This window comes from Binatus sp. (SeqCode), assembly GCF_036522015.1.
Classification (GTDB): Bacteria; Desulfobacterota; Binatia; order Binatales; family Binataceae; genus Binatus.
In genome coordinates this window covers 1-12,825 of sequence record NZ_DATDGQ010000043.1, presented here as the reverse complement: position 1 = coordinate 12,825, position 12,825 = coordinate 1, and the positions used below count along the sequence as shown (strand labels likewise).

Annotated in this window: 16 protein-coding genes; 11 read left to right on the top strand and 5 right to left on the bottom strand. The window is 61.4% G+C overall.

The window, feature by feature from the left end:
* The 4 genes from VIW95_RS01830 to VIW95_RS01815 all read left to right on the top strand — a co-directional run.
* On the top strand, positions 1 to 1,006 hold a 1,006-nt coding region (locus tag VIW95_RS01830), incomplete at its 5' end, for an aminotransferase class I/II-fold pyridoxal phosphate-dependent enzyme (RefSeq protein ID WP_331583430.1).
* 8 nt (positions 1,007 to 1,014) lie between these two features.
* Positions 1,015 to 1,572 (top strand): 2-amino-4-hydroxy-6-hydroxymethyldihydropteridine diphosphokinase, encoded by a 558-nt coding sequence (folK, locus tag VIW95_RS01825; protein WP_331583428.1) that lies wholly within the window; start codon positions 1,015 to 1,017, stop codon positions 1,570 to 1,572.
* Entirely contained in the window at positions 1,569 to 2,219 is a 651-nt protein-coding gene (fsa, locus tag VIW95_RS01820) for a fructose-6-phosphate aldolase (protein WP_331583426.1), read from the top strand. Before folK ends, fsa begins: the two co-directional genes overlap by 4 nt.
* A gap of 147 nt (positions 2,220 to 2,366) precedes the next feature.
* Positions 2,367 to 2,882, top strand: coding sequence for a hypothetical protein (locus VIW95_RS01815; protein ID WP_331583424.1), 516 nt, complete (start codon positions 2,367 to 2,369; stop codon positions 2,880 to 2,882).
* On the opposite strand, the gene VIW95_RS01810 is transcribed toward VIW95_RS01815, so the two are convergent.
* The 3 genes from VIW95_RS01810 to VIW95_RS01800 are packed head-to-tail and all read right to left on the bottom strand — an operon-like array spanning position 2,879 to position 5,137.
* Positions 2,879 to 4,090: an MFS transporter gene (locus tag VIW95_RS01810; protein ID WP_331583422.1), complete on the bottom strand. Its 1,212-nt coding sequence runs from the start codon at positions 4,088 to 4,090 to the stop codon at positions 2,879 to 2,881. The two genes, VIW95_RS01815 and VIW95_RS01810, sit on opposite strands and share 4 nt — an antisense overlap.
* A gap of 2 nt (positions 4,091 to 4,092) precedes the next feature.
* Entirely contained in the window at positions 4,093 to 4,716 is a 624-nt protein-coding gene (locus VIW95_RS01805; RefSeq protein ID WP_331583420.1) for a DUF1054 family protein, read from the bottom strand.
* 16 nt (positions 4,717 to 4,732) lie between these two features.
* Positions 4,733 to 5,137, bottom strand: a complete 405-nt coding sequence (locus tag VIW95_RS01800) for a GFA family protein (RefSeq protein WP_331583418.1) — start codon at positions 5,135 to 5,137, stop codon at positions 4,733 to 4,735.
* Positions 5,138 to 5,385: 248 nt separating this feature from the next.
* Between VIW95_RS01800 and VIW95_RS01795 the strand changes: the two genes are divergently transcribed.
* The 5 genes from VIW95_RS01795 to VIW95_RS01775 all read left to right on the top strand — a co-directional run bounded on the left by VIW95_RS01795 (position 5,386) and on the right by VIW95_RS01775 (position 10,274).
* The gene (locus VIW95_RS01795) at positions 5,386 to 5,694 is read left to right on the top strand and encodes a hypothetical protein (RefSeq protein ID WP_331583416.1); all 309 of its coding nucleotides are present in this window, start codon (positions 5,386 to 5,388) and stop codon (positions 5,692 to 5,694) included.
* Between the two features lie 134 nt (positions 5,695 to 5,828).
* Entirely contained in the window at positions 5,829 to 6,809 is a 981-nt protein-coding gene (arsS, locus tag VIW95_RS01790; protein ID WP_331583414.1) for an arsenosugar biosynthesis radical SAM (seleno)protein ArsS, read from the top strand.
* Positions 6,810 to 6,904: 95 nt separating this feature from the next.
* Entirely contained in the window at positions 6,905 to 8,065 is a 1,161-nt protein-coding gene (locus VIW95_RS01785) for a serine hydrolase domain-containing protein (protein WP_331583412.1), read from the top strand.
* 143 nt (positions 8,066 to 8,208) lie between these two features.
* Positions 8,209 to 9,042, top strand: coding sequence for a phytanoyl-CoA dioxygenase family protein (locus tag VIW95_RS01780; protein ID WP_331583410.1), 834 nt, complete (start codon positions 8,209 to 8,211; stop codon positions 9,040 to 9,042).
* The gene (locus tag VIW95_RS01775) at positions 9,042 to 10,274 is read left to right on the top strand and encodes a trans-sulfuration enzyme family protein (protein ID WP_331583408.1); all 1,233 of its coding nucleotides are present in this window, start codon (positions 9,042 to 9,044) and stop codon (positions 10,272 to 10,274) included. Before VIW95_RS01780 ends, VIW95_RS01775 begins: the two co-directional genes overlap by 1 nt.
* A gap of 12 nt (positions 10,275 to 10,286) precedes the next feature.
* Here VIW95_RS01775 and VIW95_RS01770 read toward each other — a convergent pair whose 3' ends face one another.
* Complete coding sequence (locus VIW95_RS01770) at positions 10,287 to 10,640, bottom strand: hypothetical protein (RefSeq protein ID WP_331583406.1); 354 nt, start codon at positions 10,638 to 10,640, stop codon at positions 10,287 to 10,289.
* Positions 10,641 to 10,819: 179 nt separating this feature from the next.
* Positions 10,820 to 11,455 carry an HAD-IA family hydrolase gene (locus tag VIW95_RS01765; protein WP_331583404.1) on the bottom strand — a complete coding sequence of 212 codons (636 nt, stop codon included), beginning with the start codon at positions 11,453 to 11,455 and terminating at the stop codon, positions 10,820 to 10,822.
* A 199-nt stretch (positions 11,456 to 11,654) separates the two neighbouring features.
* Here VIW95_RS01765 and VIW95_RS01760 point away from each other — a divergent pair, with 199 nt between their 5' ends.
* Both VIW95_RS01760 and VIW95_RS01755 read left to right on the top strand, forming a co-directional pair.
* Positions 11,655 to 12,374 (top strand): DUF4410 domain-containing protein, encoded by a 720-nt coding sequence (locus VIW95_RS01760; protein WP_331583402.1) that lies wholly within the window; start codon positions 11,655 to 11,657, stop codon positions 12,372 to 12,374.
* Between the two features lie 66 nt (positions 12,375 to 12,440).
* Positions 12,441 to 12,825 (top strand): enoyl-CoA hydratase-related protein (locus VIW95_RS01755; RefSeq protein WP_331583400.1); only part of this gene is annotated, 385 nt, incomplete at its 3' end.

Genomic DNA, 12,825 nt, shown 5'->3' with positions numbered 1-12,825 from the left:
GCTCAAGCGCGCCGCCGACAACCCGGTAAATCATCGCTATCCCGACTACGAAGGCTTGCCGCAATTTCGCGAGGCCTCCGCGCAGTGGTATCAGCGCCGTTTCGGCGTCAGCTTCGACGCTCAGCGCGAGGTCTGCGCACTCATCGGCTCCAAGGAAGGCATCGCGAATTTCTCGACCGCAGTCGTCGAGCCCGGCGACATCGTGCTGATCCCCGATCCCGGCTACCCGGTTTACTACTCAGGCTGCGTCTTCAATGGCGGCGAGCCGTATTTCCTCGCCCTGAAAAAAGAAAACGGATTCGTTCCCGACCTCGCCTCGATTCCCGGGGAAATCGCGCGTCGCGCAAAGATGCTCTGGCTGAACTATCCCAACAATCCAACCGCCGCGACTGTTGACCTCTCGTTTTTCCAGGATGCGGTCAAATTCTGCCTCAAGCACGACGTTATCCTCGCGCACGACAGCGCCTACTCCGAAATTGCCTACGACGGGTATCGCTCGCCGAGCGTTTTCCAGGCCGAAGGCTCGCGCGACTGCGCGATCGAGTTCCATTCGCTGTCCAAAACTTTTTCGATGACCGGATGGCGCGTCGGATTTGCGATCGGCAACGCACAGTTGATCGGCGCACTCGGCAAGGTCAAGACCAACATGGATTCCGGTGTCTTCCAGGCCGTGCAGGAAGCCGCCATCACGGGACTCGAAGGGGGCGATGGCGACAAGCTCGCCGAATATTGCGCAATCTACAAGGAACGCCGCGACGTGCTGGTCACGGCGCTGCGCGCGCTCGGCCTCGACTGCGAGAATCCGCGCGCGACGTTCTACATCTGGACCAGAGTTCCACGTGGTTACACCTCGGTTTCGTTTACCGAGCGCGTCTTGAAGGAGGCCGGTGTAGCAATCACGCCCGGCTCCGGGTTCGGCAAGGGTGGTGAGGGATACGTCCGCTTTTCACTTACGAGCGGGCGGTTGGTCGAGGCGGTGGACCGACTAAAAGCGCTGCGGTTGTAACGGCAAGGATGCCCAATCGGGCCTTCATCGGAATAGGCAGTAATCTAGGCGATCGAGCCGCCAATTATCGCGAGGCGATTCAACGGATCGCGGCGATCCCGGACACGAGGATCGTGCGCCAATCCTCGATCTACGAGACCGAGCCGATGGGCGATCTCAAGGGCGCGTTTCTCAACGGCGTCATCGAAGTCGAGACCGAACTCCCCGCCGAAGTCCTGATGCGCCGGATGCTCGCGCTCGAGCGAATCATGGGCCGCAAGCGCGTCAAGGGCCGCAAGCAGACCCGAGGCAAGTACCGCCCGCGAATCATCGATCTCGATTTGCTGTTCTTCAACAAAGAAACGATCGACACCCGAATCCTCAAGGTGCCGCATCCGCACCTTCATGAGCGCCGCTTCGTGCTTGCCCCGATGAGCGAGCTGGCGCCCGCGCTGATCCATCCGAAACTCAACGCGTCGATTTCCGAAATGCTGGCGGGACTTAAATCACCGTTTCGTGTTACGCTGGCCCGAGCGGACCTGCTACGGCCGCAACCAGCGAAAACAAAAAAAGAGGCAGCCCGATGAAATATTTTATCGACACGGCAGATGTGGCCGAGATTCGCGAAGCCGCCAGTTGGGGACTGATCGACGGCGTCACCACCAATCCATCGCTGATGGCGAAGACCGGGCGTCCGTATCACGACGTGCTGCGCGAGATTTGCGAAATCGTCGACGGACCGATCAGCGCCGAAGTCGTCGCCACCGAAGCGTCCGCGATGATCGAGGAGGGCGAGAAGCTCGCCAAGGTCCACAAGAACATCGTCGTCAAGTGCCCGATGATCATCGAAGGCCTCAAGGCGACTCATGCGCTGGCCAAACGCGGCATCCGCGTCAACGTCACTCTGATCTTCACACCTCTGCAGGCCCTCGCCGCGGCTAAGGTAGGCGCCTCATTCCTGTCGCCGTTCATCGGACGTCTCGATGACATCGGCCAGGACGGCTTCGCGATCGTCGAGGACATGGTGCAGATACTGTCGAACTACGACTACCCGGCCGAAGTGCTGGTAGCGTCGGTTCGCAGCACAACGCACCTGCTCCGCGCCGCTGAAGTAGGCGCGGACATCGCAACAGTCCCGTTCGCAGTCCTGAAGCAAACCCTCCATCATCCACTAACCGACTTGGGGCTGGAGCGCTTCCTCGCCGACTGGCGCAAAACGAATCAAAAGATCTGATCTGCGAAATAGCTTCCCCCTATCAGGGAGAGGCCGCGCCTCCGGCGCGGGTGAGGGTCCAAATTCCAGGATGCCTTCTCCGCCCCTTGCTCTCTTCCCGTCATCCTGAGCGAAGCGAAGGATCTCGCGCGCCAGCGCTTATCTCTCATGCTGCAACTACCGATGTCCCGAGTCGTCGTCCTGGGCTGTGCGGGCAGCGGCAAAACTACTCTCGCGCGACGGCTCGGTGAGCGCATGCTCGCGCCCGTGATTTGCCTCGACGCAATCTGGCAACCCCAGTTGGGCCAAGATGACGTCGCCACGTTCCGAGCGTTGATGAAGGAAGCGCACGCGGGTGACACCTGGGTCAGCGACGGTAACTTCGCGCAAGTAAGCTTCGATATCCGCCTGCCTCGCGCAACTCTTGTGATCTGGCTCGATCGCCCAAAAATCTTCTGCGCCTGGCACGCGATCTCGCGAGTGTTTCGGCCCGGCGAGCAGCATCGAATCGGCAGCCTTGCCAAGGTGCTGCGGTTCATTTGGAACTTCGAGCGAATCAACCGGCCGCTGATCGAGGCACAAAGAATTGCGCACGGTCCCGATGTTCCCGTCCTCAGATTGACGAACGATCGCGAGATAGCTGCCTTCCTGTCGTCTTGTGATCGGGATCCTGCGTCCAGTTAGATCGGGAGTTCTTCTCTGCGGGGTACATCAAACACGCGCAGCGAGAGCGACAGCGCGGCCATCGCGAGTGTGAATGCCAACGCTATCTCCATGCTGGCGCGCGCGCTTACATCGGCGATCGCATGGCCCATGATCCAGGGCGCTACGATTGCGCCGAGCGCGCCGCCCGCTACGACGATCGCTGTCATCCTGCCGACCTCGGCCGGGAACCGCGCCGCGCCAATCGCGATCATGCTGGGAAAGACCGGGCCGTATCCGAAGCCGATGAGGAATACGGCAGATGCCGCGAGGCCGCCCGCCGTCGGCGCCGCGATCAGAATCACGAGCGCGGCGGCGGATAGTGCGGAGGCCAGCATCGTGAATTGCGGCAATGCGATGCGATGCCCCAGGCGTCCGCCGAAAACGCGCCCGCATACCAGTCCCAGCCAATACAGCGAGACCCCCGACGACGCGAGCATCGGGCCGAGCCCGTCCGCCATCCGCAGGTAAAGAAAGAGCCACGCGCCAATTCCGACTTCGGCGCCGACGTAAAGGAACATCACCGCGCTGATCACCCAGATCAGCGGACGCGAGAGCATCGGGATGAATCCGCTTTCGTTGCCGGCCGCCGGCGCCACTCGAACTTCAGCCGCCGGAGTCATGCCCAAACGAAATCCGATCAATGCGCAGGCCAGCGCGCCGCCGCCGAACACCCACCAGTACGGCACGCGGGTCGCGAACGCGGCGCTCACGATCAGCGGTCCGAGCAACGCGCCGACGCCGAACAGCACGTGCAGATAATTGAGCGCCGACGCGAGCCGCTCGCGATTGAGCTCCACGATGAGCGCATTGGCGCCGATGTCGATGCCGCCGTTGGCGAGACCGATCACAAATCCGGCGCACAGCATCCCGGCAAGTTCGCGCGCCACGGCCAGACCTCCCAAGCCTGCCGTGAATAGCACCATCGCTCCGACCAGAATCTTCTGCGCGCTCAGTTGTTGATTGATCTCGCCGGCGATCAGCAGCGATATGAAGTACCCGGCCGCCGACGCGCTGACGATCAATCCGGCGCGTTCGATCGGCAAATGAGCCGTGTGCGAGATCTCAGGTAGAAAGGGGCCGAGCCAGCCGCTGTTGATGCCCACCATCAGCAGGCACGAATATGCAAGGCGCGTGATCGTCCGCTCGCGGCTCAACAACCGATCGTCGGCCAATGTCGCGGCGCGCATCGTCACGACGCGACCGACTGGACGAGGAGGTAGAGCGGTTGGAGCTCGCGAAACGCGTCGAGCACTTCGGCGCGATCGATTGTCAGCGCGTCCCGCACCAGCCATCCGAAGCCGACGTCGATGCCGCCGGATTTTTTCGCGAGCGCGTCCGCAAGTCCATCAAAGAAGTCGGCGCCCGCCGTGCTGGACCGTGGCAACTCGCGGCAATCCCAGTTCCGGTACTGCTGAATTCTCGTGCCGCGAAACGACTTTTGCAGATCCGCCGACTTCGACTTGATTGCTCGCGCCATCTCGGAACGTTTGTCGGCGTCTGTTTCCACGATGACGCGAGCGTGGATGCCCACGCCCGAAACGCACAGCGCGAGATATCCGTGGCGCTTGTATCCCACCTTCGACGGCCCGAACGCCACCCAGGTCTCACCGGGAGGATTCGCCGCGCGCCGGATGTGCCGGGCGATATGCGGAAAGAAATCCATCCGGAAGTTGCGCGAGAGTTCTCCGCTGAACTCCAGCGCGAGCCGCATCAGGCGCGGCGTCACCAGCTCGTCGATTTTCGCCAGGCGAGCGCTGAAATCTTCGATCGCGAACACCTCGAAATCGCGGCGCAGAAAACCCAGCGTCGCCATCAAGCTGACCCCAACCTCACTTCGCGGCTCGGTCGCGCTCGCGTTCCTGAAAAGCTTTCTCCCAATTGCGCCCGTCGAAATGGCCGTGCTCCAGCTTCTCCAGATTCACCCCTTCGAGGCATCGCACGTTGGCGTCGATTCGCTCGGGATCGGAGCGAGGAATATAGAACGACGCGACGCCGCAGTTCGGGCAGAATAGATGCTTCGCGGCTTTCGTATTGAATGTGTACGACGCGATATTGTCCGACGGCGTGAGCAGCCGGAAAGCGGTCCGCTCGACGATCCAGTGGACGTAAGCCTTCTTGGTGCAAATCGAGCAGTTGCATTCCGAGACGCGCTCGAGCTTGCCTCTCACTTCGAACCGGACGCGTCCGCAATGGCATCCGCCGCGATAGGTCCGTTCGTTTGGCGTCTTTTTCATTAGCGCTCTTTTAACGCAGCACTGGCCGCAAGGAAACCGGGGGGACGGCGAATCTAGGTGCCTTCTGGACGTTTTGGTACAGGTAAATTCACCACACTATTGCCTGGGCTTATCGAAAAACCGCTGATTTTCAAAGGAAAATCGTGACGAAAAATGTGGCATGCAAATCGCGTCTGCTATAATCCGGCGTGCTTTGAAACCAGACACGACCAGTGTCGTATAATTTACCGGGCGGAGGCCTCATGAAGATGAAACGAGCAACGATGATTTTTTCGGCGGTGGCGCTGACTTTTGCGATGGCGGGTCCCGTGTTGGCTCAAATGCCCATGCGTCCTGCAGCCGCAAATGCGGACTATGGCTATTTCGATTCGCATCCGAACGTCGGGAAGAAGCTGTCAGAAGATCCGACGCTGATCGACAATCAGAAATGGGTCGATTCCCATCCGGGCCTTCACGAGTATATGCACGATCATCCGAATATACGTCACGAAATGAAGGAGCATCCGTACAGGTTTGCGCATCGCGAACACGTATACGACAAGCATCACAACTACTAGAACCGTCGCGACCGGTTAATTCCCCCTGGCGCAGGAGACCGGACCTCCCTCGGTCTCCTGCTTTTTCTTTTTCAGTGAATCGAATCGGGCGTCTTGCCGTGACCATCGCGCGAAGCGTGTGTTAGAATCGCGCGATGGCGGCGGTACTCGAGTCAGTCTCCAGCACGCACTTCAGCGCGACGCTGGCGAATTACGGGATTCGAGCGCTCAACCGCAGATCGCCCGCGACCATCCAGGTAAACGTCGGCAAGCTGTGCAATCAGGCGTGCCATCACTGTCACGTCGATGCCGGCCCGCGACGGACCGAGCGGATGACGCGCGCGACGGCGGCGCGAGTGCTCGAAGTGCTGGCCTCGAGTCCGCACGTCGAGACGCTCGACATCACTGGCGGAGCACCGGAGCTGAATCCGAATTTTGCGATGCTGGTCGAGCGGGCGCGCGCGCTCGGGCGCAAGGTGATCGTGCGATGCAACCTGACGGTGACTCTGGAACCCGGCATGGAATGGCTGGTGGACTTTTACCAGCGGTCGGGCGTCGAGCTGGTTTGTTCGCTCCCGTGCTACACGGCCGAGAATACGGATCGTCAGCGCGGCGCAGGTGTATTCGACAAGAGCATCGTGGCGCTGCAACAATTGAACGCCGTCGGATTCGGGCGCGGCGGGCTGCGGCTGGATCTCGTGTACAACCCCATCGGCGCATCGCTGCCGCCGCCGCAGGCCGAGCTCGAAGCGCAATATCGCGACGAGCTCACGCGCAATTTCGGGATCGTGTTCGATCGGCTGTTGACGATCACGAATATGCCGATCGCCCGCTTCGCCAACCAGTTGAGCACCGCCGGCAACCATTCCGCGTACATGAGCCTGCTGGTGAATCACTTCAACCCCGCGACCATCGACGCGTTGATGTGCCGCGATCTCGTCAGCGTAGGATGGAACGGGCGGCTCTACGATTGCGACTTCAACCAGATGCTGGAAATTCCGCTCGGCGGCGGCGCATCGACAATCTGGGAAATCGACGACGTCGGCAAACTCGCGGGCGCAAGCGTCGCGACGGGATCGCATTGCTTCGGATGCACCGCGGGCGCGGGCTCGAGCTGCGGCGGCGCGATCGCGTAAGCCAACCGCCTTTTGGTTCCGCCTTCATTTAAATGATATGAGGAACGAACGCCGCGTCTGCGCTCGGCGCGCGCGAGACCAAAGGAGATTGTCTGATGGCCGTGAAAATCGAAGGTACCTGCGATCCTAAGTTCAACCGCGTCAAAGACGTGTTCGCCGAGAATTTCGAAAAACGAGGCGAGGTCGGCGCTGCCGCGGCGGTCATGCTCGACGGCAAGAGCGTCGTGGATATCTGGGCGGGACACGCCGACCGGGAAAAGACCAGGCCGTGGACGCGCGACACGCTCGTCAACGTTTACTCGACAACCAAAGGCGTCACCGCGATCTGCGCGCATCGCTTGGCCGACAAGGGCCTGCTCGATATCGACGCGCCCGTGGCGAAGTACTGGCCCGAGTTCGCGCAGGCCGGCAAGGACAAATTGCCGGTGAGATACCTGCTGAGCCATCGGGCCGGCATGGCCGCCGTGCGCAAACCTCTCGATGATGACGCGCTCTTCAAATGGGACAAGATGACGACGGCGCTGGCCGAGCAGGAGCCGTGGTGGGAGCCCGGTACGAAGCATGGCTATCACGCGCTGACCTTCGGCCACCTGGTCGGCGAGGTAATTCGCCGCATCACCGGCAAGACGCCGGGTACTTACTTGCGCGATGAACTTGCCGGTCCGCTCGGTCTTGACCTTCATATCGGTCTCGACGCGAAGGACGATGCGCGCACCGGCGACATGATCGCGATGCCGCCGCCCGGACCCGGCGAGCCGAATCTGTTTGCCGAGGTGATGAAGAATCCGGAATCCGTCGCGTTCAAAGCGTTCATGAATCCGCCGGGCGGGATGAGGCCGGGTCTCGTCAACACGCGCGAATGGCGCGCGGCCGAAATTCCTGCCGCCAACGGACACACCACCGCGCGCTCGCTGGCGAAATTGTACGGCGTGCTCGCGCGCGGCGGCGAGCTGGACGGCGTGCGCGTGATGTCGAAGGAGCAGGTCGCCAAGTGCTCGATCGAACAATCCAACGGACCCGACGCGTTGCTGGTAATCAACACGCGTTTCTCGCTCGGCTTCATGATGTCGCAGCCCGGCGCGTCGCTCGGTCCGAACGCGAAGTCATTCGGCCATCCGGGCGCCGGCGGCTCGCTGGGATATGCCGATCCCGAAGCGAAAATCGGATTCGGCTACACGATGAACAAGATGCACGCGAGCTTGCTGATCGATCCACGCGCGACCGCGTTGATCGACGCGGTTTACGCCTCGATGTAAGCGAGCTTCGCGCAATTGATCCTGGCGTTCGGTCTGCTCCGTCCGGGCAGCCTGTGTCGCCAGCCGCCGCTTGTTGATAAGAAAATAGATGCGGCGAGCGCGTCGATGGGTGATTCGCGCGCTCAACGTCGGAGGATTGGTCGATGCCTTCAATCCCTGTAGTCAGTGCCAACGACTCTCCTGCGAAGGTCGTCGCGTGCCTCGAGCGCGACGGCGCCGTTGTCGTCACCGGCGTGATCGATCGCGCCGCGCGAGACTCGATTTTGCGCGAGCTTGCCCCGCATCTGGAAATCGTCGATCCGGACGCCAGCATCAACAAGAAGTACGAGGCCGACGGTGGATCCGCGAATTTCTATCCCGGCAAGACCAAGCGGATCACTGCGCTGGTCGCGCGATCGGAAACCTTCCGCACTTTCGTGACGCATCCCCTCATGCTCTCGGCGTGCGACGCGATCCTGAAACCCAACTGCGTCCATTACCAGGTGCATGCGACGGCTGCGCTCAAAATCGGTCCCGGCGCGCGCGAACAGGTGCTCCATCGGGAGGAAGATCCGTACCAATTTTTCAAAGTGCCGCGCCCACGAATGATCCTCGCCAGCATGTTGGCGATTACCGACTTTACCGAAGCCAACGGCGGTACGAAGATCGTTCCCGGTAGCCATCTCTGGCCTGCCGATCGTACCGCGCGCCCCGATGAAGTCGTCGCGGCCGCGATGCCCGCGGGCTCGGTCCTGCTCTGGATGGGCGGCACGCTGCATGGCGCCGGCGCGAATCGCACCGACGACTGGCGCTACGGCGTCTTCCTCTCTTATTCGCTCGGATGGTTGCGGCAGGAAGAAAATCAGTACATCGATGTGCCTGGCGAGATCGCGCGGACGCTGGACAAGCCGGTGCGCGACCTGGTCGGTTACAGGATGCACCTCGGAATCGGCTACGCAGACGCAACCGTCCAGAACAGTCGCGGCGAGAAGCGCTGATGCCGAAGATTTCATACCGCGTGCGGCCGGAAACCGCCGTGCTGACGCGCGGCTTTGACCCCGAGTTGTCGGTCGGCTCGGCGCGGCCGCCCGTCTATCGCAGTTCGACGTTTGTCTTTCCGAGTCCGGAAGCGGCGGAGCGCGCGTTTGGAATCGTGCTTGGGAAGATCCGGCCACTTGGCGACGATCGTCCTGACCTGATTTATGCGCGCCTCAATCATCCCAACGCGGAAATCCTCGAGGAGCAACTCGTACCGCTCGAGCGCGGCGCCAACTCCGCCGCCATCTTCAATTCCGGGATGGCCGCGATCTTCACCGTGATGCTCACGTTCCTGGAGCGCGGCGGCTCGATCGTCTATACACAGCCGCTATATGGCGGCACCCAGCACCTCATCCATCAAGTGATCGAGCCGCTCGGTTTCGACGCGCGCGGCGTGCCGGCCGGCAATACGCGGGCGCTGGCCGAGGCGATTGAGAGTGCGAACAATCTTAGTCTTGTGCTGATCGAGACTCCCGCGAATCCCACGCTCATGATGACCGATATCGCGCAGGCGGCCGCGGCGATCCGCAAAAGACCGAAGCGCGCGCTGCTCGCGATCGACAACACTCTGCTCGGCCCGACGTTTCAGCATCCGCTGATTCACGGCGCGGACCTGGCGATTTATTCGGCGACAAAGTTCCTCGGCGGATTCAGCGATCTGCTCGCCGGCGCGGTCGTGGCGATCGATCCAGAATTGATACAGACCCTAACCGGAATGCGCGCGCTGCTTGGTAATATCCTGCAGGCCGACGAATGCTGGATGCTCGATTCACGCCTCTCGACCGTCGCCCTGCGGATGAATCGGCAAAGCAAGAACGCGCAGCGAATCGCCGAGCAGTTGGCCAGGCACGCGCGCGTCAGGCGCGTCATCTATCCTTCCCTGTTCACGGACGACGCGCAGATTCAGATTCGCGACGCGCAGACCGACTACCCGGGCTCACTACTGTCTCTGGAAGTTGAAGGTGGAAAGACCGGCGCGTTCGAATTTCTGCGCCGCCTGAAGATCGCCAAGAACGCCGTCAGTCTCGGCGGCGTCGAAACTCTCGTATGCCATCCGATGACGACCACTCACAGCGAGCTGTCGCCCGAGGAAATGTCCGCCGCGGGAATCAACGAGGCGCTGGTGCGCATCTCGGTCGGCACCGAGCACTGGCGCGACCTGCTCGAGGAATTTACCCGCGCGCTAGGTTGATCCGCTAGTTCCTCAGGTGCGGATCTCTTCCAGGCGGCCCGTATGGTTCGAGATTCCTGAGCGCAAGCAGTCCGCATCGATGCCGAGTGCCTCGCAGACGCTGACGAACGAGAACGGTCCGCATTCCTCGTCGCAGCTGAGCCATTCTGCCGCCTCGACGAACTCCTCGTTGTCGCGCGGGACCGCGCTATCGCGATGTCGCAGGTAGGTGCGGATCGCGTCCTCGAGCACCGCGAACAGCAGCTTGCGTTCGCCTTCCGAGGGCAGCTTCGGTCGCCGAGACTCGCCGTACTGTATCGGCAAAATACCAACGCCGGCGAAGATGTTTGGCAGGTCGTCGTGCATTGCGTATGTGCTGGTTTCCATGATTTCTCCTCCGCTCCTCAGCTCGTCTCTTCGAGCCTCACCAGTGTGAGCAAAAGCGTTGCCAACTGAATCGCAGCAAAAATGCCTCTATTCGTCAGCATTTTTACCGCTCGGCGGAGAACTCTGAAAAATTTTCACGAACTATGCGATGATCGAGCCGCATAGCTTTGGGGTACGGGTCAGATTAATTTCATTCCGGTGGCGGCTTCGAGTTCCGCGATCGCTTGCGGGCCGCTTTCCACTTTGATCGTCATCATGCCCATCGCGCGCGCCGGCTTGAGATTGCCGCCGAGGTCGTCTAGATAGACGCACGCCTCGGGCGTCACCCCGAGCTTCTCGCACATCATCAGGTAGATTCGCGGGTCGGGTTTGCGGATTCCGATCTTCGATGATTCGATCACTACGTGGAACAGTTCCATGATCTCGCGCGAATAGATGGAGCGGCTGGTGGCGGTGGTGCCGGCCGCGTCCGCCGGCATGTTGTTGGTGATACAGCCGGTCTTGAACCTGGCTTTGATGCGTCGCAGCGCTTCGATCATCTCGGGCCGGAAGTCGCCGGCCAGCAGCGCAACGACGTCGCGCCCCGGAATCTCGTGCCCGAGCATCCGGGCTTCCGCCGCGAAGGCAGCGTCGAAGCCCGCGAAGTCGATCGCTGAGCGCTCGAACATCGCCCACGCATTGCTCTCGTGATTGGTGGAATTGATCTTGCGGATCACTCCAACCGGAATTCCTTTGTCACGCTCGTAGCGTGCGAAGGCCTCGAACGGCGACGTCGTGAACACGCCACCAAAATCCCATATCACTGCTTCGATCAAATCGGCCTCCGCGCGCGATTGCTTTGCTCTTCGGGCTTAAAACGCGCCGACCATCATTGGTAACGAATTTAATTCCTGCAAGCAAAGCAAGCTCGCCTGACATGGTCCGATTTACTTTCCAGGCCCACTTCACGCATATTCGGACCCATGAGTCGCATGACTTGGCGCTCGGCCGAACCGTTCATGGAGGAGGATCGCAATGAAATCCTGCAGCCGTTTTGTATTGTGTCTGCTTGCACTCATCGTTGTAGCGGGATGCGCTTCGACCAACGTCACCCAGCAAACACCGATGAGCCAACCGGGCCTCGCGCGGCCCAATCAGATCTGGGTGTACAACTTCGTTGCCAACTCCGCCGACATGCCCTCCGATTCCTCGATCGGCGGCGAGGTCGGTGCACCGAGCGCGCCACCTACGGCCGAGCAAGTCGCAGAGGGCCGTCAGCTCGGCGCACAAATCGCGACCGAGCTGGTTGCCGATATCAACGCGATGGGACTTTCCGCCGTGCAGGCCGGGCCGGGATCGTCGCCGCAAGTCGGCGACGGAGTGATCCGCGGTTATCTGGTCTCGGTACAAGGGGGCGGCACGGGTAGCATGGTCCAGCGCTTCGTCATTGGATTCGGCGCGGGAACATCGGAGATGGACACGGTAGTCGAGGGCTACGCCGTCACGCCGCAAGGCTGGCGCAAACTTGGGTCGGGAACACTTACCTCCTCGGGAAACAAAACCCCCGGGATGGTCGTGCCCGCCGCGGTCGCGATTGCCACCGCCAACCCGATCGGCCTTATCGTTGTCGGCGGCGCAAAAGTCTACGGCGAAGCGAGCGGCAGGAACGGACTCGAGGGTAGAGCCAAATCGACCGCAGACGAAATCGCGGCCCAGCTTAGAATAAGGTTCCAGGACAGGGGCTGGATCCAGTGAGCAAATGACATAGGTGGTGCGGGAAGGTCGTAAGACTTCCCGAAATCATACATTCGGAGGAACGAAATGGACTTCGCCGAAATCATTTACGAGAAGAAGGATCGCGTGGCTACGGTCACCATGAACCGGCCGGAGAAGATGAACGCGTGGACGCCCAAGATGGGCGCGGAGATGCGCACGGCGATGCTCGACGCCGAGCGCGACCCGGCGATCGGCGCGATAATCGTTACCGGCGCGGGACGCGCGTACTGCGCGGGCGCGGACATGGGCGCGCTGTCGAATATTGCCGCGGGACACGCGGGAGCGCGCAGTGCGGAGGCGCCCGACCAATGGCTGGCAGCGCAGCGCGTCGATTACCGCACGTCGTATTCGTGGCCGCTGGCGCTCAACACCCCGGTGATTGGCGCGATCAACGGCGCGTGCGTCGGGCTTGGCTTCACCACCTGTCTCT

What these genes read in the sequence shown, in the direction of transcription:
- folK (WP_331583428.1), top strand. Translation starts at nt 1,015, where the DNA reads ATGCCCAATCGGGCCTTCATCGGAATAGGCAGTAATCTAGGCGATCGA.
- fsa (WP_331583426.1), top strand. Translation starts at nt 1,569, where the DNA reads ATGAAATATTTTATCGACACGGCAGATGTGGCCGAGATTCGCGAAGCC.
- VIW95_RS01795 (WP_331583416.1), top strand. Translation starts at nt 5,386, where the DNA reads ATGAAACGAGCAACGATGATTTTTTCGGCGGTGGCGCTGACTTTTGCG.
- VIW95_RS01805 (WP_331583420.1), bottom strand. Translation starts at nt 4,716, where the DNA reads ATGGCGACGCTGGGTTTTCTGCGCCGCGATTTCGAGGTGTTCGCGATC.
- VIW95_RS01785 (WP_331583412.1), top strand. Translation starts at nt 6,905, where the DNA reads ATGGCCGTGAAAATCGAAGGTACCTGCGATCCTAAGTTCAACCGCGTC.
- VIW95_RS01780 (WP_331583410.1), top strand. Translation starts at nt 8,209, where the DNA reads ATGCCTTCAATCCCTGTAGTCAGTGCCAACGACTCTCCTGCGAAGGTC.
- VIW95_RS01770 (WP_331583406.1), bottom strand. Translation starts at nt 10,640, where the DNA reads ATGGAAACCAGCACATACGCAATGCACGACGACCTGCCAAACATCTTC.
- VIW95_RS01800 (WP_331583418.1), bottom strand. Translation starts at nt 5,137, where the DNA reads ATGAAAAAGACGCCAAACGAACGGACCTATCGCGGCGGATGCCATTGC.
- VIW95_RS01775 (WP_331583408.1), top strand. Translation starts at nt 9,042, where the DNA reads ATGCCGAAGATTTCATACCGCGTGCGGCCGGAAACCGCCGTGCTGACG.
- VIW95_RS01760 (WP_331583402.1), top strand. Translation starts at nt 11,655, where the DNA reads ATGAAATCCTGCAGCCGTTTTGTATTGTGTCTGCTTGCACTCATCGTT.
- VIW95_RS01815 (WP_331583424.1), top strand. Translation starts at nt 2,367, where the DNA reads ATGCTGCAACTACCGATGTCCCGAGTCGTCGTCCTGGGCTGTGCGGGC.
- VIW95_RS01810 (WP_331583422.1), bottom strand. Translation starts at nt 4,090, where the DNA reads ATGCGCGCCGCGACATTGGCCGACGATCGGTTGTTGAGCCGCGAGCGG.
- arsS (WP_331583414.1), top strand. Translation starts at nt 5,829, where the DNA reads ATGGCGGCGGTACTCGAGTCAGTCTCCAGCACGCACTTCAGCGCGACG.